The sequence below is a fragment of the Desulfobaculum senezii genome, assembly GCF_054657395.1.
Map to the genome: position 1 here is coordinate 365,195 of NZ_BAAHYU010000003.1, position 23,883 is coordinate 389,077.

The window sequence follows — 23,883 nt, forward strand, 5'->3', positions numbered from 1 at the left end:
GTGGGTGGGCTTAGGGTGAAAAGATTCTGTACACGTACCGCTCGTAGGCGGCGCAGACATGGCGCGTCAGCGCGGTGCTGACGCCGATGTCCCGCAGCCTGCAGTATACGTGCAGGGGGTTCAGGTAGTGTTGCAGAAGACTTTTGACAATCTGCATGGTGGGCCTCCTGTTTCCGAGCTGCGCCTTTATTGACTGGAAAAAGCAAGAAGCATACCCCGGCTGGCTTTGTGAATCGTTGTGGTCGGTTCCCTGCCTCCGCCTCCGGGCGGACCGGAAAATATGTCGGTGAACCGGCACAAAACGCGAGTCTGTATATGTCTTATCGGTCACTGGCGGAAAGAATTCAGGGGGCGGCGTGGACGCTGGCGGCCCCGTCCTCGGTCATTCCCGCGGGGGTGGCGGAAAATTGCTGTCATCTTGAGGGCACCTTTCCGGAAGTGGCCCTGTTGTTTTTCGAGTCCCAATCCTGTTTGGAATACACCCCGCAGGACCTGCCGCCGTGGCTGGCCGGGCTGGACCTGAGCTATCATGTGCATCTGCCGCTGGACCTGCCGTGGGGCGAGGGAGCGGACGCCGCGTGGGCCATTGTTCAGGAGCTGGTGGAAAAGGCCGCGTACCTTTCGCCGCGGGCCTATGTGCTGCATCCGCCCGCAGATGCCGCCACTATGGGCCGCTTTGCGGAGTTGTGGCGCGGGGCAGGCTACGACCCGGCGGACCTGCTGCTGGAGAACATCGACACCTGCAACCTGCGCGCGCATCTGCCGTACGTGGCGCAGTGGGGCGTGTCGCTGTGTCTGGACTTGGGACACATGTTGGCCTATGAACAGGAATTTCTGGCGGATGAAGTGGACTACGGCGCTGTGCGCATGCTCCACCTCAACGCCCCCGGCGAGAATGGACGGCACCTGCCGCTGACCGCGCTGGATGACAACGGGCGGGCTCTGCTGCAGAAGCAGCTTGACGCACTCCGCCCCGATGCGGTGATAACCGTTGAACTGTTTACAGAACGCGACGTCATGGATTCCGCACACGTCCTGCTGACTATGCTCGGCGAGGACCAAAGGTAGCGCCGCAGGCGCTCAGGGAGAAGATGATGGCGTATTTCCGGTCCATCCCCCGATTGGACGATTTGCTGGCGCTCTTCCGCCGCGAGGACCGGTGGCTTATCCTCATCAATGCCGACCCCGACGCCATGGCCTCGGCCATGGCGCTCAAGCGCATCATGGCGCGGCGGGTGCAGGATACGGGCATTGCCCACATCAATGACATCACCCGTCCGGACAATCTGGAAATGATTCGCTGTTTGCGCGTGCCCACGCGGCGGCTGACGCCCACCCTTGCCGCGCAGTACGACCGCTTTGCGCTGGTGGACTCCCAGCCGCATCACAACGCGGCCTTTAAGGAGTACGACTTTTCGCTGGTGATCGACCATCACCCGCTGTCGGCGGAGAATCCGGTCACCGCAACTTACGCGGATATCAAGCCGGACTACGGCTCCAACGCCAGCCTGATGACGGAGTATCTGTACAACCTGCACATCAGGCCCGGAAAGCTCCTTGCCACGGCGCTCCTCTATGGCATCAAGACGGACACCTCCAGCTTTGAGCGCGTGTTCTGCGAGGCGGACCTGCGCGCCTTCCAGTATTTGTCCAAATATGCGGACCATCTGCTGCTGCGCAAGATTTACCGAAGCGAATTCCATCTCGAATGGCTGCGGTATTTCTGTCAGGCCTACTTTAAGCTGCGCCTGACCGGGCAGGGCATTTTTGCCTACTTGGAGGACGTGGAAAGCGCGGACATCCTTGTCATCCTTGCGGACCTCTTCTTGCGCGTGCAGGGCGCGGCGTGGACCGTTATCAGCGGGACGGTGGACGATCAGGTCATCGCCGTGTTCCGCGGCGACGGCCTGCGGCGCGACATGGGCAAGTTTGCCGCGCGCTGCTTTGGCAGCATTGGCTCTGCTGGCGGCCACCGCAACGCCGCCCGCGCCGAGATTCCGCTCTCCGCCATTCCCGATGCACCTGTGGAAGTCTTCCTCTGGAACCGCATAAAATCGAAAAAAGCACGGCCGCGTAAGCCCGCCGCTGATTCCGGCGACGCCTAGCGCGGCGCTGTACGACCCCCATTCACCGCCGCATCCCCGCGGCGCATGGAGAACCAATGTCCCTGAAAGACCGTCTCGGACTCGATACGTCCCCTGTGTTCCTCGTTGACGGACACGCCTTCATCTACCGCTTCTACTACGCCTTCCGCGACATGCAGCGCTCCGACGGGTTCCCGACCAACGCCCTGTACATGTTCCTGCGGATGCTCATGAATATTTTGAAGAACGAGCGCCCCGAGTACATGGGCGTCTTTTTTGACGGCAAGGGGCCGACCTTCCGCCACGAGGCGTACGAGGCCTACAAGGCCCAGCGCCCGGCCATGCCCGAAGACCTTGCCATGCAGCTGGACCCCGCCCACGACGCCGTGCGCGTCTTGGGCCTGAGCATGCTGGTGGCCGAGGGCGTCGAAGCGGACGATTGCATGGCCAGCGTTGCCGCCCGCCTGAAGGACCAGCGCCCCGTGGTCATCGTGGGCGCGGATAAGGACCTCAAGCAGTGTCTGGACGAGCGCGTCTTCATGTGGGACCCCGGTTCCAAGAAGGAAAAGCTCACCACACTGGACGACTTCCGCACCGAGACGGCCATGGAGCCCAGCCAGTGGCCGGACTTTCAGGCCCTTATCGGCGACTCCGCGGATAACATTCCCGGCGTGCCCGGCATTGGTCCCAAGACGGCGTCCAAAATTATGGCCGACTATCCCACCCTTGAGGCCCTGCGCGATGCCGTCAGCGCCGGTGCGGGCGACTTTAAGCCCGCCATGCGCAAGAAGCTGGAAGCCAACATGGATGACGCCTTCCTCTTCCGCACCCTCACCCGGCTGTCCACTGAGGTGTGCACCGAGCTTGACCTTGACGCCCTGCGCGTCAGCGCGCCCGTGTACGAAGATGTGGACGCGTTCCTGACGGAATATGAGTTCCGCACCCTTCGGCGCGACCTGCCCAAGTATTTCCCCCAGCCTGAGGCCGCCAAGCCCGCTCCCGCTCCTGCGGCGGAAGCCAAGGCTGCGTCCGCCGGGGAGCAGCAGTTGTCCCTGTTTGGCGCGCCCGCCGCGCCTGCCGCCGAGCCCGCCGCACCGGCCGAGGCCGACATCGTGCGCATTGCCGCCGAACCTGCCGCACTGCCCGATGTGACGGGCGAGACCGTGGGCCTTGTCCCCGGCGACGAGGACGGCGTGTGGCATCTGGGCATTGCGGGCACCGAGTGGCAGGTGTCCGGCTCCCATGAGGACCTTGCCGCGCATGTGGCCTCTGCCGCCGCCATCGCCGCGCCGAACGTTAAGGACTTGCTGCGCGCCGATCCGGCGTGGGACGATATTCCCCTTGAATCATGGTTCGACATCGGCCTTGCCTGTTATCTGCTTTCCCCCGAGGACCGCGATTATTCGTGGCAGCGCCTCTATCGCCGCAACGCTCCGGAGCTGCTCGAAGCCGAACCCAAGGGCCACGGCGTCACCGCCGCCGCCATGACAACGGCCCTGCGTGACCGCCTTGACGCCGCGCATCTGTCGGACCTGATGCAGACCTTAGAGACGCCGCTTATCCCCGTCCTTGCCGACATGGAAGCCGCGGGCATCGCCATTGACTCCGCCGCGCTGCACAGCTTTCTCTCCGAAGTGCAGGAGAAGCTGGATACCCTCACCGCCAGCATTCACGAGCGCGCGGGGCGCGATTTTAATCTGCGCTCCAGCCAGCAGCTGGCCGAGGTGCTGTTCACTGACCTAGGCCTGAAACCGCGCGGCAAGACCCCCGGCGGCGTGCCGTCCACGGCCTTTGACGTGCTGGAAAAGATTCGCTCCGAGCATCCCATCATTGAGGATATTCAGGCGTGGCGAAAGCTGGAGAAGATGCGCTCCACCTATCTGGAGCCGCTGCCGCGCGCCGCGGACGATGCAGGCCGCGTGCACTCGCATTTTAATCAGCTGGCCACCGCCACCGGCCGCCTGTCCAGCTCCGGCCCGAACCTGCAGAACATTCCCATCCGCGGCGAAATGGGCCAGCGCATGCGCACCTGCTTCACCGTGGGCGAAGGCAACCTGCTTGTCGCGGCGGACTACTCGCAGATTGAACTGCGCGTGCTCGCGCATTTGTCGCAGGAGCCGGAACTCGTGGACGCCTTCACCAATGACGAGGACATCCACTCCCGTACCGCCGCGCTGCTCTTCGACAAGGCGCAGGCCGACATCGCCGCCGACGAACGCCGTAGCGCCAAGACCATTAACTTCGGTCTCATCTACGGCATGGGCCCGCAGAAGCTCGCCGGTGAGCTTGGCATTCCCCTCAAGGAGGCCAAGGCTTTCATCGAGCGCTACTTCGAGCAGTTGTCCGGACTCGCCGAGTTCTACAACGCCGTGGAAGAACAGGCCAAGACCGATGGCTCCGTCATCACCCTTGCCGGGCGCCGCCGCCTGCTGCCGGATATCAACTCCCGCAACTCCCACCATCAGGGACAGGCGCGCCGCCAAGCCATCAACACCCGCATTCAAGGCAGCGCCGCAGACATCATCAAGATGGCGATGCTGGAAGTGTGGCAGGATAAAAAGCTCCGCAAGCTCGGCGCAAAGCTCATCCTGCAGGTGCATGACGAACTGATCCTCGAAGTGCCGAAAGACGCCGCGCAGGAGGCCGGAAAACGCCTCGAAGCCATCATGTCCGGCATCTACGACCTCTCCGTGCCCCTCGCCGTGGACTGGGGCGTCGGAAACAACTGGGGCGAGGCGCATTAGCGCCGGGTGAAGGCTGAAAAGGGAAGAGGAAGAGTGCCTCCGGCTGCTTTAGCTCTTAGGTCGTTCGGCCTGAAAGGACGAAGGGCCTTAGAGATAAAGATAGCAGAGCTGCTCAAGGGTGTGACACCCTTGAGAATCCCCAGGATTTTTCGGGCGGAAGCCGCCCGAAAAATAGGGGGGTGGACGGGGTCTTTTGCCTTCACATCAAACACCGAACAGGGATTCTCACCGCCTTTCACTCAGCGCCAGAACCCCCCAATAAAATTTCCCATATCCACACGGACGGGAGCATGTCAGGGGTGACGACAGTGCCTTCTACGGGCACCCCCGTCTGTGCGCACATGGGATTCTTAAGGGCCCACGGCCCTTAAGCCTGCGGAGCACAAAACGCTCCGCCCAGCCCGCCTCGGCCCGCTAGTGGCACCACTGCCACCGCCCTTATGGGGAGGGCGACGACTTTTGTTGAGATGCCTGCGCCGTCGCAGGTGTGTGTATTTGAACGCATTGCAAGGGATGGAAGGGATATGGATAAGATGCGACTGTTGACTCCCGGTCCCACGCCGATGCCGGAGGAAGTCCGGCTGACGTTGGCCATGGATATGGTGCACCACCGCAAGCCGGGCTTTACGGCGCTGCTTGGCGAGATTCAGAAGGATTTGCGCTGGCTCTTTGGCACCAGCCAGCCAGTGGTGGCGATGTCGTCGTCCGGCACGGGCGCGATGACGGCGGCGGCCACGAATCTGTTTTCCAAGGGCGATCAGGTTATCGTTATTGAGGGCGGCAAGTTTGGCGAGCGCTGGGGCGAGATTGCCTCCACCTACGGGCTGGACGCGGCCATTGTCAGCGTGCCGTGGGGCAAGGCCATTACGGTGGAGCACCTGCGCACGGCGCTGGAGAAGTTCCCCAAGGCCAAGGGCATCCTTGTGCAGGCGTCGGAGACGTCTACAGGCGTGCTGCATCCCATCAAGGAGCTTGCGGCGTTTACGCGGGAGCGGGACGTCCTCTTGGTGGTGGATGGCATCTCGGCGGTTGGCATCTCGCCATGCCCGATGGATGAGTGGGGCGTGGACTGCTTGCTGACTGGCTCGCAAAAGGGGCTGATGTTGCCGCCGGGGCTGTCGTTTTTGGCGCTCTCCGAGCGGGCGTGGAAGCGCGTGGAAGAGGTGAAGCCGCGCGAGTTCTACTTTAACCTGCTGGGCGAGCGGGAAAAGATCGAGAAGAATTCCCAAACGCTGTTTACGCCGCCCATTAATTTGCTCATGGGCCTGCATACCTGCCTTGCCATGTTCAAGGAGCAGGGGCTGGAGAACGTGTACCGCAGGCAGTGGGCGCTGACGCAGTTGGTGCGCAGTGCCGCGCGCGCCATGGGCCTTGAGCTGTTTGCCGAGGAGCACTTTACGTGGGGCCTGACGAGCATCCGCCTGCCCGAGGGCGTGGACGGAAGCGCAGTGCTCCAGTGCTGCGCGGAGCGCTATGGCGTAGTGCTGGCTGGCGGTCAGGGCGCGATGAAGGGGCGTATTGTCCGGTTTGGTCATATGGGCCACGTGGACTACGGCGATGTGCTGGCGGGCCTGCATGCGCTGGCGAGCGCGCTTGAAGCCTGTGGTGGCTACACGGCCTCGCGGGACTACATGGAGCAGGGTATGCGCGCGTACGAGGCCGCCATGGCTGAGGGCTGCCCCGAATAGGCGCGGCGCCGGAGCAGGGCGGCCACCCGGCAGGGTGTGCGGCCCTTTCGGCGGATGTGCATGCACAGATGACGCAAGGAGCGTTACGATGTCTGACGAAAAGAAGACCATGGACGCGGCGTCGGGGAACATCCTGCTGCCGCAGGTGACATTTTCCACCTTTGTGATGTCGCTGGCGTCGTCGGCGCTGGTGCCGCTGGGCGAGGTGCCGGACCCGGAAACCGGCAAGCCTACGGAGAATCTGGCGCTGGCCAAGCACTCTATTGATGTCCTCTCCATGCTGGAGGAGAAGACCAAGGGCAATCTGGACGACGAGGAGCGGCAGCTCATCACGGATTTGCTGTACGACCTGCGCATGAAATACGTGCTGAAGACAAGGTAGGGGATGAGTATGACACAGCGTACCCCTGTCGGTCTTGTTGGGGTGACCGGGTATACCGGCATCGAGTTGGCGCGGCTTTTGGCGCGGCACGAGGGCATGGAATTGGTGCGGGCTACGTCGCGGTCCGAGGCGGGCAAAAGCCTGAGCGAGTTGTTCCCCAGCCTTGCGGGCTTTCCCATTGGCGATGTGGTGGTGTCCGTGCCGGATGTGGCGGACCTTGCCGAGGCGTGCGAATTGGTCTTTTTGGCGGTGCCGCATGGCACGGCCATGGAGATGGCGGCGGAGCTGGTGGCGCGCGGCGTGAAGGTGGTGGACCTGTCCGCCGACTTCCGCATCAAGGACGCGGGCACCTACGCCGACTGGTACGGCCTGGAGCACCGCCACCCGGAGCTTTTGCCCGAGGCCGTTTTTGGCCTGCCGGAGTTTAATGCTAAGGCCGTGCGCGGCGCGCGGCTGGTGGCGAACCCGGGGTGTTATCCGACGTCCGTCATTTTGGGCCTGTCCCCGGCGCTACGCGAGGGCATTGTGGAGACGGACGGCATTGTGGTGGACTCCAAGTCCGGCACCACGGGCGCGGGCCGCAAGGCCAGCGTTGGCTCGCTGTTTTGCGAGGTGGCGGACTCCTTTAAGGCGTACAACCTTGGCAAGCACCGCCATACGCCCGAGATTGAGCAGGAGTTGTCCGGCGTTGCCGGCGCGGAGATGACCGTGTCGTTCAACACGCACCTGTTGCCCATCAGCCGTGGCATCCTGAGCACGAGCTACGCCCGTCTCAAGAAAAGCCTTTCATTGGATGAAGTGCATTTGCTATACTCCAAGGCGTACGAAAAGGCCCCGTGGGTGCGCGTTTTGCCCCTTGGCAAGCTGCCCGAGACGCGTTTTGTCCGGGGCACAATGTTCTGTGATATCGGTCTGGTTGTCGATCCCAGAACGCAGCGCCTGATTGTTGTTTCTGCCATAGACAATCTGTGCCGTGGCGCATCCGGGCAGGCGCTGGCCAATGCCAACGTTATGCTTGGGCTTGATATGGGACTGGGGTTGGACCTTGTCCCACTGGTACCCTGATTTCGCCTCTGGCGCTTTATGAGGACGTCCATGCTTGAAATTACGCAGAGTGAATCTGCCGCCTCGCAACTTGCCGAATCTGTCTTTGTGGCCCGTCAGCCCATTTTTGACCAGGACCAAAAGGTCTTTGGCTATGAGTTGTTGTTCCGCAGTTCCGGTGATGCGACAGGGGCCTTTGTGACGGATTCGGACATGGCCACGACCAAGGTCATCGCCGACGGCTTTCTGCTGGCATACGCAGGCATGGAGGAGGGCCAGCGCGCCCTGATCAACTTCCCCAAAAAGCTCCTGCTGGAGGACGCCGCCTACGCCCTGCCGCCGGATATCGCCATTGTGGAGATTTTGGAGGACGTCAGCCCGGACGCCGATGTGCTTGAGGCCGTGGCCGCCATCAAGGAAGCGGGCTTCATGCTCGCCATGGACGACTATATGGGCGAGCCGGAGCTTGAGCCGTTCCTTAAGTATGTGGACATCATCAAGGTGGACATCCTTGGGCTGGATTCCGACCCGCAGCGCATCCGCGAGACGGTGGATAAGCTGAAGTCCTATGACTGTACGCTGCTGGCGGAAAAGGTGGAGGACGTTGAGACCTTTGAGGTAACGCGGAAGCTTGGGTTTTCGCTGTTTCAGGGGTTCTTTTTCTCCAAGCCGGAGATTATCCCCGGCAAAAAGATTTCCTCCAGCGAAATAGCCAAGATTCAATTGCTCAAGGAGCTGGGCCGCACGGATTTTGACGTGGTCCGCCTTGGACGCATTATTCAGGCAGACCTGTCCCTGACGTATCGCCTGTTTCAGTATATCAACTCCGTGGGCCTTGGCGTGCGCTACAAGGTGGAATCCGTCGCCCGCGCCATTACGCTGCTTGGCCAGCGCCAGTTGGCCCAGTGGCTGCGCGTTGCCATCATGTCCGACCTCAGCCCCAACAAAAAGGCTGAGGAGGTCGCCTTCCTGTCCGTGCACCGGGGGCGCTTTTTGGAATTGATGGAAGATTTGTCCAAAAAGTTTGGCATATCGCCGGAGACCATGTTCCTGCTGGGGCTGTTCTCACTCCTCGACGCGCTGCTTGGGCAGCCCATGGAGGAGATTCTGGAGAATGTGCCGCTGGATGACGAGGTTAAAGAGGCCCTTGTGGGACAGGAAAACCGCCTCAAGCCGCTGCTGGAGCTGTCCCGCGCCTATGAGCGTGGACAGTGGACGCACGTGCAGGAGGTGGTGCAAGCCACAGGCATCCGGCAGGAGGACGCCGATAAATTCTACGTGCAGGCCATGGCGTGGACGCAGGAAATCTTGGGCAAGAGCGACGACGCCGCCTGATTGCCCGGCCACCCGTTTCACACAAACGCGCCCGGAAGGCTTCTGCCTTCCGGGCGCGTTGCGTTTTCTGTCAGCCGCTGCGGGCTAGACGCCTTTGGCGACGTCCATGAGGTAGCGGCCGTAGTCGTTTTTGAGCATCTCCTCGGCCAGCTTCGCCAGTTGCTCCGCCGAGATGTAGCCCATGCGGTAGGCAATTTCCTCAATGCTGGAGACAATGACGCCCTGTCGTTCCTGTATGGCCTGCACGTAGGTGCTGGCCTGCAGGAGGGATTCGTGGGTGCCGGTGTCCAGCCACGCAAGGCCGCGCCCGAAGAATTCGGCCTTGAGCTGGCCGCGGCGCAGGTACTCGTTGTTCACATCCGTGATTTCCAGCTCGCCGCGCGCCGAGGGCTTCAGGTTTTTGGCGATGTCCACCACGTCGTTGTCGTAGAAGTAGAGGCCGGTCACAGCGTAGCGCGACTTGGGCTGCTTCGGCTTTTCTTCAATGCTCAGGACGTTTTGCAGGTCATCGAATTCCACTACGCCGTAGCGCTCGGGGTCGCGGACCTTGTAGCCAAAGATGATGCCGCCGCGCTCCAGCTGCGAGCATGCCTGAAGCGTCACGGACAGGCCCTGTCCGTAGAAGATATTGTCGCCAAGGATAAGGCACACGGAGTCGTCGCCGATGAAGTCCTCCGCCAGAATGAAGGCCTGCGCAATGCCCTCTGGTTCCGGCTGGACCTTGTAGCTGATCTTCAGGCCAAGGTGCGATCCGTCGCCGAACAGCTCCTCCAGCCGCGGCAGGTCGCGCGGGGTGGATATGAGGAGAATGTCGCGGATGCCCGCCAGCATGAGCACCGACAGCGGGTAGTAGATCATGGGCTTGTCGTAGACGGGCAGAAGCTGTTTGCTGGTTGCCCGCGTCAGGGGATAAAGCCGGGTGCCGGACCCGCCTGCGAGAATGATGCCTTTCATGCGCGATTCCTCTGGTATGAATGCCGTTTTACTTCGTCGTGTGGCTGGGGTACTCTGTGGTATCTGCGGAGTCGGCATTCCGCCGTCCGCGTCATCTGTATGGAAATATAGGGTATTTTCCGTGAATGCGAAACCCTGCCGGAGCTCTGCGACCTCATGAGACCATTCTTCTCCTTTCCGTTTATGGTGCTCGCCCTTGTGGGCCTTGTCTTCGGACTCATATTCTTCTTTATCCTCATACAAGTCGGCCTCGTCACCGTCGCCTTCACCAAGATAGGCCTTACGCCGGGGCAGGCTCTTCTTATCCTCATTGCCACTCTCTTCGGCAGCGGCATCAATATGCCGTTCTTCCGCACCGGGCGCACCGTGCGTGTGCCTGTGGGGCCGCGCCGTTTGTTCATGGATAGCCGCGGCTACATGCAGGCTTCGCCGCAGGAAATGGAGCTGCAGGATCAGGTGGTGGCCGTCAACTTTGGCGGTTGCATTATCCCCTGTCTGCTCAGCCTCATGGTTGTGGGGCAAATTGGCGTTTCCTTCGGCCTTGGTCTTGCCGTGGCGGGCGTTGTTGCCGTGTGCTATGCTGTAGCACGACCCATGCCAGGGCGAGGCATCGGCATCCCCATGCTTGTGCCGCCCCTTGTTGCGGCCCTGTGCGCCATTATTTTTGCGCCAGAGGGCCAAAGTGCCCACGTCGCCTACGTGGCAGGCAGCATTGGTACCCTTCTCGGAGCTGATGTTCTGCACCTGTGGGACCGCCGGATGCTCGACAAGCTCGACGCGCCGTTGCTCTCCATTGGCGGTGCGGGCACCTTTGACGGTATTTTCGTGACAGGCATCGTTGCCGTTTTGTTGGCGTAAGCAAGGAGTCTGACCCATGCGCATCGAATACAAGGACATTGTCCTCCTTACCGAAACGGAACTCGACTTTAAGCCCGGGGACCAGACCCCGCTGCCCACATATCCTTCCGCAGGGCACATCCTCTGGCCCGAGCATCCGCATCAGATGCCCGGCGTGGGTGCATACCTCCAGCGCGGCGAGGAAAAATGCTTCGCCATCCGCTCCCTGTTTTGGACCCCCGCGCCAGACCCCAAGGCCACCGCGCGCCGTGGCGCTGTGTTGGAGTCGCTGACCGATATCCATCTCGACCCCGGCTCCTACGGTTTCTCCTGCGTGAAGGATGGCATCAGCCTCGCGTGGATTGTCATGTCCGACAAAGGCGCTGCCGGAATGCGCGAGGACAGCTGCGGCCCCCTTATCGAAGAGGCCGTCAGCAAAACCCTGCCCCTGTGCATGACCCAAGGCTTCCTCATCCCCGACGACGCCCGGCAACTCAAAGGCCTGCTTTCCGGCCTGTCGCTGCACCAAGGCTTTGACCTTATCCTGACCAGCGGCGGCACCGGCGTTGGGCCACGCGACATCACGCCCGAAGCAACCCTCAAGGTGATCGAAAAACGCCTGCCCGGCTACGAACAGGCCATGATGCAAGCCAGCCTCGCCAAGACGCCGCACGGCGCCATCTCGCGCGCTGTGGCGGGGACCATCGGCTCCACCCTCGTCGTAAACCTGCCCGGCAGTCCCAAAGCCGTCAGCGAAAACCTTGAGGCCATCCTACCGACACTCCAGCACACCATAGATAAACTCCAAGGCGACCCCACAGACTGCGCCGCTGTGCTGTAGCTGCCGCTAGGGGGCAGACGCCACGATTGTGTTTGTAGGAGGGGTTCCACCGCGAGGTGGGGCCCTCCTTTTTTTGCCTTCGGCGACTCAAGGGTATGATACCCTTGAGAATCCCCAGGATTTTCGGGGCGGAAGCCGCCCCGAAAATAGGGGGTAGCGTTTTTGGCCTTCATCTTTTTCCATGGCCTCTGTTTTTTTCAAAACGCCGAACAGGGATTCTCACCGCCCATCCCCACGTGCCAAAGCCCCCCAAAAAAAGTCTTCCATCCACACGGACGAGAGTCGTCAGGGGTGACGACAGTCCCGTACAAGGGCACCCGGTTTGTGCGCACATGGGATTTTTAAGGGCCCACGGCCCTTAAACCTGCGGAGCACAAAACGCTTTTCTCCCTCGGCGCCGATGGCCTGCCCTTGGCGAAAAAAAAGCGGCCCCCTCGTACGAGGGGGCCGCTTGGAGCGTTGGGCTGTGGCGACGGCGTTAGCCGTTGTCGCTGTCTGTGGTGCGTCCGGCTTTGTCGGCGATCCATTTGACCTGCCTGCAGACGCCCATGATCATGTTGAATTCGCTCCTGCGGAAGGGGGCGCGTTGCAGGAAGCGGCGGACGGGGAGCATCCAGTAGTCGGTGTTCTCGTCCTTGAGGTAATCGATGGCGGCGAGGGTGTCCTTGAGGTTGCCGAAGAGCAGTTCCATTTCCTCGTGTGTGGCGAGGTTGGTGGGCGCGGGCTGCGCGGGTTCTTCGCCGGGGTGCTCCATGACGTTCTTGAAGCACTCGTAGAGCACGACGAGGACGGCTTGGGCGAGGTTCAGGGAGCTGGCTTCGGGCGAGGTCGGGATGGTGAGGAGCTTGCCGCAGATTTCGGTTTCCTCGTTGGTGAGGCCGCGGTCTTCGGGGCCGAAGACGACGGCGACGGAGCTGCCCTGACCCATTTGTCCGGCGATGGTGGAGCCTGCCTTTGCGGGCGTCCAGAGGCCCTTGCGCCAGCCGCCGGTGCGCGCGGTGGTGCCATAGACGAACTCAAAGCCAGCAAGGGCTGTGGGCAGGTCGTCCACGACGCGCATGGAGCTTAGAATGTCGACACCCTTGGGGGTGGCGAGGGCGCTGGCGCGTCCGAGGTCCCAGTTCCGGGGCTGCACCACGATGAGGTTGGGGCAGCCCATGTTGGCGCAGGCGCGCGCGGCGCTGCCCACGTTCTCGGGGAACTTGGGATGAAAGAGGACGATGGTCAGGTTTTCGAGCATCCGATGTGTCTCCGCTTTGGGGCCTAGACGTTGAAGAGGAAGTGCATGACGTCGCCGTCGTTGACGACGTAGTCTTTGCCTTCCACACGCAGAACGCCCTTGGAGCGGCATGCGGACTCGGAGCCGTTGGCCACGTAGTCGTCATAGCCGATGACTTCGGCGCGGATGAAGCCGCGTTCGAAGTCGGTGTGGATGACGCCGGCCGCCTGCGGGGCGGTGTCGCCTTCGTGGATGGTCCACGCGCGCACTTCCTTTTCGCCGGCGGTGAAGTAGCTGATGAGGCCGAGGGTGGCGTAGCCGGTGCGGATGATGAGGTCGAGGCCGCTTTCGCTGACGCCGTAGGACTCCAGAAATTCCTGATACTCTTCGCCTTCGAGGCCGATGAGTTCTTCTTCCATCTTGGCGTTGATTTTGGCGACGCCTGCACCGGTGGTGGCGGCGCGCTCGCGCACTTTGGTCACGAACTCGTTGTCCTCGACAAGGGCGTCTTCATCCACGTTGCAGCAGTAGACGACCTTCTTGTCGGTGATGAGGTGGAGTTCCTTGCGCACTTCGCGGCAGGCGTCGGAGTCGCGGCCCTCGAAGGTGCTGACGGGGTTCAGGCCGCCGAGGTGCTCCAGCAGGGCGGCGCAGCAGTCCACTTTGGGCTGGAGCTTCTTGTCGCCTTTGACCTGCTTCTTCATGCGCTCCAAGCGGTTTTCCACGCTTTGGGCGTCGGCCATGATGAGCTCGGCCTCGATGACTTCGATATCGCGCAGGGGATCGACGGAGCCGTCGACGTGGACGACGTCGTCGTTGGCGAAGCAGCGCACCACGTGCAGGATGGCGTCGGCCTCGCGGATATTGGCGAGGAACTTGTTGCCAAGGCCTTCACCTTTGCTGGCGCCTTTGACAAGGCCGGCGATGTCGATGAAGTCCACGGTGGCGTTCAGCACGCGCTGGGGCTTGACCAGGTCGGACAGCTTATCAAGGCGCGGGTCGGGCACGGGCACGACGGCCTTGTTGGGTTCGATGGTGCAGAACGGGTAGTTCGCGCTTTCGGCGTTCTGCGCCTTGGTCAGCGCGTTGAAGAGTGTGGACTTGCCCACGTTGGGCAGTCCGACGATTCCTATGCTCAGTCCCATGGGATGATTCTCCGGAGTTGGATTTGCAGCGCGGGTGGCGGGGTGAGGTGCGGCATGTGGCGCAGGAGGCCTCCGCGCGCGTTGCACGGGCTTAGTAACAGGTGCCTGCGCACTCGGCAAGCCCTGCGTCATGAGGGGAAAGGGTCCGTACCACTGGCCTAGGCGTTGCGCTTTTGCAAAAGCAATAAATCCGCAAGCACAAGGCTCACCATAGCCTTGAGCACGGGATTGACGCGGGGGATGGCCGCAATGTCGTGCCGTCCGCCGATGGAGATGCTGGTGGCCTCTCCGGCGCGGGTGATGGTGTGCTGCTCCTTGGCGATGGACGGAATGGGCTTGATGGCGGCGCGGGCGATGATGGGTTGCCCGCTGGAGATGCCGCCAAGGGTGCCGCCGGCGTTGTTGGTGGCGAAGCCTTCCGGGGCGATGGGGTCGTTATTGACGCTGCCCACGGAGCGCGCGGCGGCGAAGCCTGCGCCGATTTCAACGCCCTTGACTGCGCCAACGCTCATAAGGGCGTAGGCAAGGCGCGCGTCCAGCTTGTCGAAGACAGGTTCGCCGAGGCCTGCGGGTACGCCGGTAGCCATGACTTCCACAACGCCGCCGAGGGTGTCGCCTTGGCTTTTGGTGTCGCGGATTTTGGCTTCCCACGCGTCAATGATGGCGTCGTCCGGCGCAAAGAAGGGGCGGTCCTGCGCGCCTTCGGGGTCGGTGATGGGCGCGGGGATGCCGCCGATTTCCACGGTGTAGGCCGTAACGTGAATCCCCACGGTGGCAAGCAGGCCCTGCGCAATGGCGCCGCCGACAACGCGCGAGACAGTCTCGCGCCCGGAGGAGCGCCCGCCGCCGCGATAGTCCCGTACGCCGAATTTGGCGTCGAACCCAAGGTCGGCATGACCGGGGCGGTAGACGTTTTGAATTGTGGAATAATCGCGTGAGCGCTGGTCCTCGTTGGCGATGTGAAAGCCGATGGGCGTGCCGGTGGTGGCGCCCTCGAACACGCCGGACAGCAGGCGCACGGTGTCGCTTTCCTTGCGCGCTGTGGAGGCGATGCCTTGGCCGGGCTTTCTGCGGTCTAGCTCGCGCTGGATGCTCTCCTCGCTCAGGGCGATGCCTGCGGGACAGCCGTCCACCACGCCGCCAAGACCGGGCCCGTGTGATTCCCCATATGTCGTCAGACGAAAAACGGTTCCGAACGTATTTCCGCTCATGTTCCCTCCATTACTCGTGCGGTAGTAGCAGAAAAGCGCGCAGGGCACCACTGGCGGGCGACGCGTGGCGCGCTGGAGGCGGCGGGACAAGGGGCTGGCCGGGTACGGATGATGCATGCCCTGCCGCGAAGGGGAAAAGACTGCCGAGCAGGGAGAACACATATGGCACTATCTGGAATTGGCTCCGGCGGCCTTGGCGCCGGTTTGGGCGGCGCGACGTTGACTCCGCCCGAGCGCCCGCAAGGCGCAAGCGCTGGCGGGGCAACGAGCGGCGAGGCCCTCGCGCGCGAGGCGGAAAAGGTCCGCAAGGAGCAGGAGGCCAAGGAGCAGGCCGCCAAGCTTGAGCAATCGAAGATGGACTTCATCGCCAAGTATGTGAAGTCCTTTGGCGCGCCGGAGGAGTTGGACCGTGACAAGCAGTCCTTCAAGGACCGCCTGCGCGGCAATGGTGAGGATCCCGACAAGTCGGAGCACATGAACGCGTTGGCCTTTGAAACGCTCTCCGAGGCTGTGCAGGACCCCAATGACGAGGGGAAAATTACCGTCTACGCCACCAAGGTGGATGGAGAGGGAAACGGCAAGATTTCCCGCGCTATGGAGTTTGATTCCGGCGATGGCGAAGACCGCAGTCAGCTAACGCCGGAGCGTCGCCGCGCGGCCAAGATGTATGAGCAAAACGGCAAGAATGAGCAGGCTGTGGCTGGCGGGGAGAAAGACGACGAATCCCCGGAGACGGACAAGATGGTGTAGCTGGCGCCCGCCGGGAACGCGCTGATGCTGCGCGGGAACGAAGGCGCACCGCAGCGCATGCCCGTTAGGATGATTGCCAGAGGCTGAGCTGGCGCGGTTGCTCCTGCGGCACCTTGGGCCAGCCCACAAGGGCTGGGCTGTGCGGGTCGTGTTCGCGCAAGGTCTCGACGACGTTGCGCTCGCGCGATGTCGCGTAGCAGTAGGCGCACTTGAAGCGGCAGGTGTCGTACACGCCAACATCCACGGACGAGACGCACCGGCATCCCGCACGCTGGCCGGTATCCGGCGCGGCGTGGATGGGGCGGCTGGCAAGGCGCTCTATAAGGGGGCGGTCGAGGCAGGCGCCGGGATGGATGCCGTGGGCGGCAAGGTCTACGGATTCGGCGCAGGTCTGGATATGCATGCCATGGGCGTTCGCGGCGCAGGCAAGGGCGCGGGCGGTGTCGTTACGTCCGGCGTGGTCGGTGCGTGCGTCGTGGCAGTGGACGCCGTGGTCGCGCCTTAGGGCGTCAAGGCGGCGCTGCACCTTGGGGTACACGTCCAGAAAGCTGATGACGACGCGCAGGGTGGCTCCGGAGAGCGCCTCGGCAATGCGCCCAAAGGTGTCCGCATGAAACTGCGGCGGTGTGGCGCTCGAAAGGATGATGGGGTCGTAGCGCCAGACAACGCGCTCCGGCCCGAGACGGTCCGCAAGGCGCAGGAAGGCGTCTATGCGGCGCTCAAGGGACGGCAGGCGCGGCTCAAAGGCGCGCGGGTAGCCGTTCAGGGTGTAGAAAAACAGGGACCGGAACCCAAGGCTGGCCGCAAGGTCGAGGCTGCCCGAGAAGGGCTCAGGATTTTTTGACCAGAAGACGAAGAGGTCCACGGCGTCCGGCGTCAGGGGGACGCGGCGTACCTGCTGGGGATTCATGGGATTGATGGAAAGGGCGAGGCCCTCGCGCAGACGCAGGGAGAACCATGCGTTGTAAAAGGCGGGGATGTCCGTTCTTCTGCTGACACTGACGATCATGTCTGCTCCCGAAACGGCGCTGGCCGAAGCAAGAAGCGGGGGACCGGGGCGAGATGCTCCGGTCCCCCGTTTGTGTTGTTGTGGCGTGTGGTGGCGCTATGTGGCCTGTGTGGGGCCGGAAACTTCCTCAAAGAAGGTGTTGCGCTCCACCGGGGTAAAGCCCGCCTGCCGGATGGTTTCCTCCAGCTTGGCAACGGTCATGCCTGTGGGGGAGGACGCGCCGGCGGCGTGGCCGACCTTTTCCTCCACAAGGGTGCCGTCAAAGTCGTCCGCGCCGGCGTGCAGGGCCATCTGCGCAGGCTTGATGCCCGAGAACGCCCAGTAGGCCTTCAGGTGCGGCACGTTGTCCATGAACAGGCGCGAGATGGCAATCATGCGCAGGTAGTCCACGCCGTCGGTGCCTTCGGCCTCCAGCGGGTTGTTCCCCGGCTGGTACTGCAAGGGGATGAAGACCTTGAACCCGCCGGTACGGTCCTGCACGTCGCGCAGGGCGGCCATGTGCTCCAGCCTGTCGCGCCACGACTCAATGTGTCCAAAGAGCAGGGTGCAGTTGGTGGGCAGGCCGAGGCCGTGGGCGGTTTCGTGGATTTCCAGCCAGACGTCGCCGGAAACCTTCTCCGGACACAGCTTCTGGCGCAGCTTGGGCGAAAAGACTTCCGCGCCGCCGCCGGGCAGGGCGTTCAGGCCGCTGTTCTTCATGTCCGTGAGGACGTCGGCGTAGCTTTTGCCTGTCTGGCCGGCGAGGTAGGCCACCTCGACAGCGGTGAAGGCCTTGATGGCAATGTCCGGGCGCTCCTCACGCACGGCGGCGATGAGGTCCATGTAGTAGGAGTAGGGCAGGTCCGGGTTCAGGCCGCCGACGATGTGGATTTCCGTGATGGGCTCATGCGCGCGCTCGCGGATGCGCTGACGGATGTCGTCGATGGAGTAGGTATAGGCTCCCTCGTCGCCTGCGCGCTTGGAAAAGGCGCAGAACCGGCAGGCATTGGCGCACACGTTGGTGAAATTCAGGTGCTGGTTGTAGACCCAGAACGCCTTGTCGCCAAAGCGGCGCTCGCGCGCGGCCTTGCCCAGCTCGCCAAGGGTGTGGATGTCGCAGGATTCGGCGAGGGTCAGCGCCTCCTCAACGGAGATGCGGCCGCCGCCAAGCAGGGTGTCAAATATCTTCTGCATGGGTGGTGCCTCACATGCTGGTTTCCGCCGCCACGGTGAAGCCCGTGGCGCGTGGTGAACATACGGGCACAGGCCCGCTGAGTAAAGCCCCGGCCGGGAAGTGGAAAGCGGCCCGACGCAAATGCTCCGGGCCGCTGTGGCGGATTCTGTGAATGTCCGGCGGGTTAGAAGCCCTCATCCAGCGCGGGGCAGACGAGTGCTCCGGGCGTGCTGGCGGCGGGGATGGCTTCGGCGTCTTGCACGTGGACGTGGCGTCCGTCGATGCTGAGGCGGCCTTCGGCCAGCCACTGGATGGCCTGCGGGAAGATGCGGTGCTCGTAGCGCAGAATGCGCGCGCCAAGTTCGCCCTCGTCCTCGCCGGGCAGGGCTGGGACGGCGGCCTGAATGACGACGGGACCGTTGTCCATGATTTCATCCACAAAGTGCACGGTGCATCCGGAGATGCGCACGCCGTATTCGGCGGCGTCGCGCTGGCCGTGGGCCCCGGCAAAGCTGGGCAGCAGTGCGGGGTGGATGTTCAGGATATTGGGCGCAAACTCGCGGATAAAGCCGGGGGTGAGGATGCGCATGAATCCCGCAAGGATGATGACGTCCGCCCCGTGGTCGCGGATGGTGGATATCATGGCCGCGTCAAAGGCCTCGCGGCTGTTGTAGTCGCCGTGCTGGAGGACCGCTGTGGGCAGGCCGTGCTTTGCGGCGCGGGTCAGGCCGTAGGCGTCGGCCTTGTTGGACAGCACCAGCTTGATGCTGGCGTCAAGGCGGCCATCCTCGATGGCGTCGATGATGGATTGCAGGTTGGAACCGCCGCCGGAAACCAAAACCGCCAGAGACAGGGACATTCGGGTGCTCCTTGGGATGCTGCCAGCGCAGGCTGGCATGAAGCAGGCTGCTTACGAGGCGGAACTTCGCGGCGCAGATTCAAAAATGCAACGCCCCGCGCAGTGTGCATGCGCGCGGGCGTTGCCTTGCATTTGTGCCTTGCATTCCGCCATGTGGAAGCAGCTTGCCTTTGTATGACAGACCGTTAGGCCGAGGCCAGTGCGTCGGCAAGGGCCGGGATGGTGTAGTCCTCGGGCTGGATGTCCGGGGTGAAGCCGTAGCCCTCAAGGGTTTTGGCCGTCACGGGACCGATGCACGCCAGCTTCACCTGAGGCAGGTGCTTTTTCAGTTCCTCGGGCGGGAGCAGCTGAAAGAAGTTGTCCACGGTGGAGGAGCTGGTGAAGGTGACGTAGTCCACGTCGCCTGCGTCCAGCTTCTCCTGCAGGGATTCGGGGCCCTGTTCGTTCAGGCCGGTTTCGTACACGGGCAGGATGCGCACTTCTGCGCCCGCCTTGCGCAGTTCCTCGGGCAAAACCTCACGCGCAACCTTGGCGCGGGGGATGAGGATGCGCGTGCCGCTGGCTACGCCGCGCTCCAGCAGGCCGGAGACGACATGCTCGGCAACGTACTTCTCGGGCACGAAGTCCGGGCGGATGCCGCGGTGTTCCAGTTCCTTGGCCGTTGCGGGGCCGATGGCGGCCACTTTGCGCCCGCCAAAGGCGCGGGTGTCGAGGCCCATGGCCTCAAGCACGGTCCAGAAGCGCTTCACGCCGTTAACGGAGGTGAAGACCACCCAGTCGTAGGCGTCCATGCCGGTGATGGCCTCGCGGATTTCCGCGTCATCGGGCATGGGATTGATGCTGATGGTGGGGAACTGCATCACGCAGGCGCCCTGCTCGCGCAGGATGTCGGCAAAGCCGCTGGCCTGCTCGCGGGCGCGGGTGACGACAACGCCTTTGCCCAGCAGGGGGCGCTGTTCGAACCAGTTCAGCTTGTCATGCAGGGAGCAGACGCTGCCCACAACGATGATGGACGGCGCTTTGAAGCCGCGGGCTTTGGCGTCCTCGGCCACATTCTCCAGCGTGGAGACCATGGACTCCTGCGTGCAGCGGGTGCCCCAGCGCACGAGCGCCACGGGGGTTTTGGGATCGCGGCCGCCCTGCATGAGGTTGTCCGCGATCATGGGCAGGTTTTTTACGCCCATGTAAAAGACGAGGGTGGATTCGCTCTTGGCGTAGACATCCCAGTTGTGCCCGGATTTTTCCTTGGTGGGGTCCTCGTGCCCGGTGATGAAGCAGACCGAGGTGGTGTGGTCGCGGTGGGTGACGGGGATGCCCGCATAGGCCGGCGCCGCCACGCCGGCGGTGATGCCGGGGACCACCTCAAAGGTGAGGCCTGCGGCCATGAGCTCTTCGGCCTCTTCGCCGCCGCGGCCAAAGACGTAGGGGTCGCCGCCCTTGAGGCGGGCGATGGTTTTGCCTTCCGCCGCGCGCTGGACGAGCATCTCGTTGATTTTGTCCTGCGGGAGGGTGTGGTCGCCGCCCTTTTTGCCCACGTAGATGATTTCCGCGTCGGGGCGTGCGTACTGCAGGAACTCGTCGTTGGCGAGGTAGTCATAGACGAGGATGTCGGCGGTCTCCAAAATCTCTTTGGCCTTGATGGTCAGCAGTCCGGGGTCGCCCGGACCTGCGCCGATGAGGTACACGTCTGCCATTGTGGCTCCTTTGCAATATGATTGCGGCAACCGGGGGTGCCCCCGTGCTCTGTGTTCGTGGTCCGTTTCCGCCGCGCGGGCGGCGGGTTGGCAAGGCGGCGTGTGCGCCTGCGCGCATGTGTGCACATACGCAACCGGGCACCCCGGCGCAAGGCCGAGATGCCCGGAATGGTATCTCTTGTCTCGTTAGGTGCGGCCAGCCGTGCGGCCACACTGCTCGCGTCCTTCCGGGCTAGGCAATGGCCTCCCGCAGGCGCTGCTGGAGCGAAACGAGCTTGTCTTTCTTTTCGGTGAGTTCCGCGGCCTTGGCGCGCTCGCCGTCAACGACGTCCTGCGGGGCGTTGTTGACGAAACCGGCGTTGGACAGCTTCTTCTCCACGATGGAAAGGGTTTTTTCCGCTTTGGCGATTTCCTTTTCAAGGCGCGCCAGTTCGTCGTCAAAGTCCACGGCGCCGGACAGGGGCACGAAGACTTCATGACCGGCCACCACGTTGGTGGCGGAGGCCTTGGGCGCGGTGACGTCCGCACCGAAGTGCATCTCGCCAAGGCGGGCAAGGCTGGCGATGAGGTCCTGATGCGCGTCGAGGAATTCGCGGGTGTCTTCGTCCTTGGTGCGCACCAGCAGGGTCAGCGGCAGGGACGGCTTGATGTTCAGCTCGCCGCGGATGTTGCGGACGCTGACGATGATGTCCTGCAGCAGCTGCATGTGCTCCACCACGCCCTGAACGCGGCACTCGGGGCGGCGCTCGGGGTAGGGCAGGGTGGCCAGGTCCTTGCCGTCGTTGCCGGGCAGGGTGACGAAGATTTCCTGCGTGATGAAGGGCATGATGGGATGCGCCAGCGTCAGGATTTCGGACAGCACGGTGTGCAGGACCTGCTGGGTCATCTGCTTGCGGTCTTCGTCCTCGCCGTTCAGGTCGCCCTTGATCATTTCAAGGTACCAGTCGCAGAACTCATGCCACGTGAAGCCGTAGATGATTTGCGCGGCGTCGTTGAAGCGGTAGCCTTCAATGGCCTGCTGTACGGCGTCCTTCACCTCTTCAATGCGGGTGAGGATCCACTTGTCGGCAACGCTGGTGGCTTTTCGCACGTCGTGGCCGGGCATTTCGTCGGGCAGGTTCATGAGGGCAAAGCGTGCGGCGTTCCACAGCTTGTTCATGAAGTGGCGGTAGCCCTCGATGCGGTCCTCGGAGAGCTTGATATCGCGGCCCATGGCGGCCAGCGCGGTCAGGGTCAGGCGCATGCTGTCCGTGCCGTACTTGTCGCACATGGTCAAGGGGTCGATGACGTTGCCCGTGGACTTGGACATCTTTTTGCCTTCGCCGTCGCGGACAAGAGCGTGGATGTACACGTCGTTAAAGGGCACCTCGTCCATAAAGTGCAGGCCCATCATCATCATTCTGGCAACCCAGAAGAAGAGGATGTCAAAGCCGGTGCTCAGGCAGGACGTGGGGTAGAAGGTCTTCAGCTCCTTGGTCTGGTCCGGCCAGCCCATGGTGGAGAAGGGCCACAGCGCGGAGGAGAACCACGTGTCCAGCACGTCCTCGTCCTGCGTCAGGTTGGAGGAGCCGCACTTGCTGCAGGTGGTGGCGTCCTCGCGGGAGACGATAAGCTCGCCGCAGTCCTGACAGGTCCACGCGGGGATGCGGTGGCCCCACCACAGCTGACGCGAGATGCACCAGTCGCGGATATTGTCGAGCCAATGGAAGTAGGTCTTGTTCCAGGACTCGGGGTAAATCTTGGTGCGGCCGTCCTTCACGGCCTTGGCGGCCTCGTCGGCAAGGCCCTTCACGGCCACGAACCACTGGGTGGAGACGTAGGGCTCGATGGTGGTCTTGCAGCGGTAGCAGTGGCCCACGTTGTGCTCGTGCTCTTCGATTTTCTGCAGGTGGCCTGCCTCGTCGAGCATGGTGATGATTTTGGCGCGGGCGTCGGTGCAGGAAAGGCCCTCGAACTCGGGACCGGCGGCTTCGCTTAGCGTGCCGTCGTCGTTCAGGATGGAGATGACCTCAAGGCCGTGCTTGCGGCCGAGTTCCCAGTCGTTCATGTCGTGGGCGGGGGTCACCTTCAGACAGCCGGTGCCGAACTCGCGGTCGACGTACTTGTCGCCGATGATGATAAGCTTGCGGCCAACCAGCGGCAGGATGGCGTGCTTGCCGATGAGGTGGTTGTAGCGCTCGTCCTCGGGGTGCACGGCGATGGCGGTGTCCGCCAGCATGGTCTCGGGGCGGGTGGTGGCGATGGTCAGGTCGCCGCTGCCGTCCTCCAACTTGTAGGTGACGTAGTGCAGCGCGCCCTTTTCGGCGGCGCGGTCCACTTCGTCGTCAGCCAGGGCGGTGCTGCAGCGCGGGCACCAGTTGACGATGTAGTCGCCCTTGTAGATGAGGCCTTCCTCATACAGGCGCACAAAGACCTCGCGCACGGCGCGGGAGAGCCCTTCGTCCAGGGTGAAGCGCTCGCGGGTCCAGTCCACGGAGCAGCCAAGGCGGCGGATCTGGTTGAGAATCTTGCCGCCGTACTCTTCGCGCCATTCCCAGACGCGTTCCACGAATTTTTCACGGCCAAGGTCTTCACGGCGGACGCCTTCGGTGGCAAGCTTGCGCTCAACGACGTTCTGGGTGGCGATGCCGGCGTGGTCGGTACCGGGCACCCACAGGACGTTTTTGCCCTGCTGGCGCTGGTAGCGACACAGGATGTCCTGCAGGGTCAGGTTGAGGGCGTGGCCGATATGCAACTGGCCAGTGACGTTGGGCGGGGGAATGACGATGGAATAGGATTCACCCTCTGCGTCAACGTCGGGAGTAAAAGTCTTATTGTCTTCCCAATGGGCGCGCCAGCGCGACTCGACGTCGGCCGGCTCATAGCCTTTGGGCAGGGTTTTCACAGCCATGTGTGTATCTCCTCGTCTTCACTTCTTGACGTATTTTCCGTAAA

At 62.9% G+C, this 23,883-nt stretch carries 20 protein-coding genes; 10 read left to right on the forward strand and 10 right to left on the reverse strand.

Translation table 11 applies throughout. The features are described 5' to 3' along the window. Positions 1-10: 10 nt before the first annotated feature. Positions 11-157, reverse strand: a complete 147-nt coding sequence (locus ACYQ2T_RS10800; protein WP_404843793.1) for a hypothetical protein — start codon at positions 155-157, stop codon at positions 11-13. Between the two features lie 158 nt (positions 158-315). Here ACYQ2T_RS10800 and cbiR point away from each other — a divergent pair, with 158 nt between their 5' ends. From cbiR to ACYQ2T_RS10835, 7 genes are all read left to right on the forward strand, one after another. Then, on the forward strand, positions 316-1,068 hold the full coding sequence (gene cbiR / locus ACYQ2T_RS10805; protein WP_459900498.1) for a cobamide remodeling phosphodiesterase CbiR: 753 nt from the start codon (positions 316-318) through the stop codon (positions 1,066-1,068). A gap of 26 nt (positions 1,069-1,094) precedes the next feature. Further along, on the forward strand, positions 1,095-2,105 hold the full coding sequence (locus ACYQ2T_RS10810) for a DHH family phosphoesterase (RefSeq protein WP_404844116.1): 1,011 nt from the start codon (positions 1,095-1,097) through the stop codon (positions 2,103-2,105). A 56-nt stretch (positions 2,106-2,161) separates the two neighbouring features. After that, positions 2,162-4,828 (forward strand): DNA polymerase I, encoded by a 2,667-nt coding sequence (gene polA / locus ACYQ2T_RS10815; protein WP_459900500.1) that lies wholly within the window; start codon positions 2,162-2,164, stop codon positions 4,826-4,828. Between the two features lie 524 nt (positions 4,829-5,352). Next, on the forward strand, positions 5,353-6,516 hold the full coding sequence (locus ACYQ2T_RS10820; protein ID WP_459900502.1) for a pyridoxal-phosphate-dependent aminotransferase family protein: 1,164 nt from the start codon (positions 5,353-5,355) through the stop codon (positions 6,514-6,516). Positions 6,517-6,604: 88 nt separating this feature from the next. Beyond that, entirely contained in the window at positions 6,605-6,898 is a 294-nt protein-coding gene (locus ACYQ2T_RS10825) for a DUF1844 domain-containing protein (protein WP_459900504.1), read from the forward strand. Between the two features lie 9 nt (positions 6,899-6,907). Beyond that, a complete protein-coding gene (gene argC, locus ACYQ2T_RS10830; protein ID WP_459900505.1) occupies positions 6,908-7,963 on the forward strand; it encodes an N-acetyl-gamma-glutamyl-phosphate reductase in 1,056 nt (351 codons plus the stop codon). A 30-nt stretch (positions 7,964-7,993) separates the two neighbouring features. Beyond that, positions 7,994-9,277, forward strand: coding sequence for an EAL and HDOD domain-containing protein (locus tag ACYQ2T_RS10835; RefSeq protein ID WP_459900506.1), 1,284 nt, complete (start codon positions 7,994-7,996; stop codon positions 9,275-9,277). 84 nt (positions 9,278-9,361) lie between these two features. Here the strand turns inward: ACYQ2T_RS10835 and rfbA are convergent, their stop codons facing one another. Next, the gene (gene rfbA / locus ACYQ2T_RS10840) at positions 9,362-10,231 is read right to left on the reverse strand and encodes a glucose-1-phosphate thymidylyltransferase RfbA (protein WP_459900507.1); all 870 of its coding nucleotides are present in this window, start codon (positions 10,229-10,231) and stop codon (positions 9,362-9,364) included. Between the two features lie 156 nt (positions 10,232-10,387). Here rfbA and ACYQ2T_RS10845 point away from each other — a divergent pair, with 156 nt between their 5' ends. Beyond that, positions 10,388-11,089 carry a DUF1614 domain-containing protein gene (locus ACYQ2T_RS10845; RefSeq protein WP_459900508.1) on the forward strand — a complete coding sequence of 234 codons (702 nt, stop codon included), beginning with the start codon at positions 10,388-10,390 and terminating at the stop codon, positions 11,087-11,089. A 16-nt stretch (positions 11,090-11,105) separates the two neighbouring features. Further along, the gene (locus ACYQ2T_RS10850) at positions 11,106-11,909 is read left to right on the forward strand and encodes a MogA/MoaB family molybdenum cofactor biosynthesis protein (protein WP_459900509.1); all 804 of its coding nucleotides are present in this window, start codon (positions 11,106-11,108) and stop codon (positions 11,907-11,909) included. A 478-nt stretch (positions 11,910-12,387) separates the two neighbouring features. Here ACYQ2T_RS10850 and ACYQ2T_RS10855 read toward each other — a convergent pair whose 3' ends face one another. The 3 genes from ACYQ2T_RS10855 to aroC all read right to left on the reverse strand — a co-directional run bounded on the left by ACYQ2T_RS10855 (position 12,388) and on the right by aroC (position 15,484). Then, complete coding sequence (locus ACYQ2T_RS10855; protein WP_459900510.1) at positions 12,388-13,149, reverse strand: RNA methyltransferase; 762 nt, start codon at positions 13,147-13,149, stop codon at positions 12,388-12,390. 23 nt (positions 13,150-13,172) lie between these two features. Further along, positions 13,173-14,273 (reverse strand): redox-regulated ATPase YchF, encoded by a 1,101-nt coding sequence (ychF, locus tag ACYQ2T_RS10860; protein WP_459900512.1) that lies wholly within the window; start codon positions 14,271-14,273, stop codon positions 13,173-13,175. A 158-nt stretch (positions 14,274-14,431) separates the two neighbouring features. Next, positions 14,432-15,484 (reverse strand): chorismate synthase, encoded by a 1,053-nt coding sequence (aroC, locus tag ACYQ2T_RS10865; protein WP_459900513.1) that lies wholly within the window; start codon positions 15,482-15,484, stop codon positions 14,432-14,434. Positions 15,485-15,646: 162 nt separating this feature from the next. Between aroC and ACYQ2T_RS10870 the strand changes: the two genes are divergently transcribed. Beyond that, on the forward strand, positions 15,647-16,234 hold the full coding sequence (locus ACYQ2T_RS10870; protein ID WP_459900515.1) for a hypothetical protein: 588 nt from the start codon (positions 15,647-15,649) through the stop codon (positions 16,232-16,234). A gap of 64 nt (positions 16,235-16,298) precedes the next feature. Here ACYQ2T_RS10870 and ACYQ2T_RS10875 read toward each other — a convergent pair whose 3' ends face one another. The 5 genes from ACYQ2T_RS10875 to ACYQ2T_RS10895 form a co-directional block, all read right to left on the reverse strand. Then, a complete protein-coding gene (locus tag ACYQ2T_RS10875) occupies positions 16,299-17,243 on the reverse strand; it encodes a DUF1848 domain-containing protein (RefSeq protein WP_459900517.1) in 945 nt (314 codons plus the stop codon). A 96-nt stretch (positions 17,244-17,339) separates the two neighbouring features. Then, a complete protein-coding gene (mqnE, locus tag ACYQ2T_RS10880) occupies positions 17,340-18,416 on the reverse strand; it encodes an aminofutalosine synthase MqnE (RefSeq protein WP_459900519.1) in 1,077 nt (358 codons plus the stop codon). Positions 18,417-18,580: 164 nt separating this feature from the next. Beyond that, positions 18,581-19,255, reverse strand: a complete 675-nt coding sequence (gene purN / locus ACYQ2T_RS10885; RefSeq protein ID WP_459900521.1) for a phosphoribosylglycinamide formyltransferase — start codon at positions 19,253-19,255, stop codon at positions 18,581-18,583. A gap of 185 nt (positions 19,256-19,440) precedes the next feature. Then, positions 19,441-20,949, reverse strand: coding sequence for a uroporphyrinogen-III C-methyltransferase (cobA, locus tag ACYQ2T_RS10890; RefSeq protein ID WP_459900522.1), 1,509 nt, complete (start codon positions 20,947-20,949; stop codon positions 19,441-19,443). A gap of 232 nt (positions 20,950-21,181) precedes the next feature. Beyond that, on the reverse strand, positions 21,182-23,839 hold the full coding sequence (locus ACYQ2T_RS10895) for a valine--tRNA ligase (RefSeq protein WP_459900524.1): 2,658 nt from the start codon (positions 23,837-23,839) through the stop codon (positions 21,182-21,184). Between the last annotated feature and the right edge of the window lie 44 nt (positions 23,840-23,883).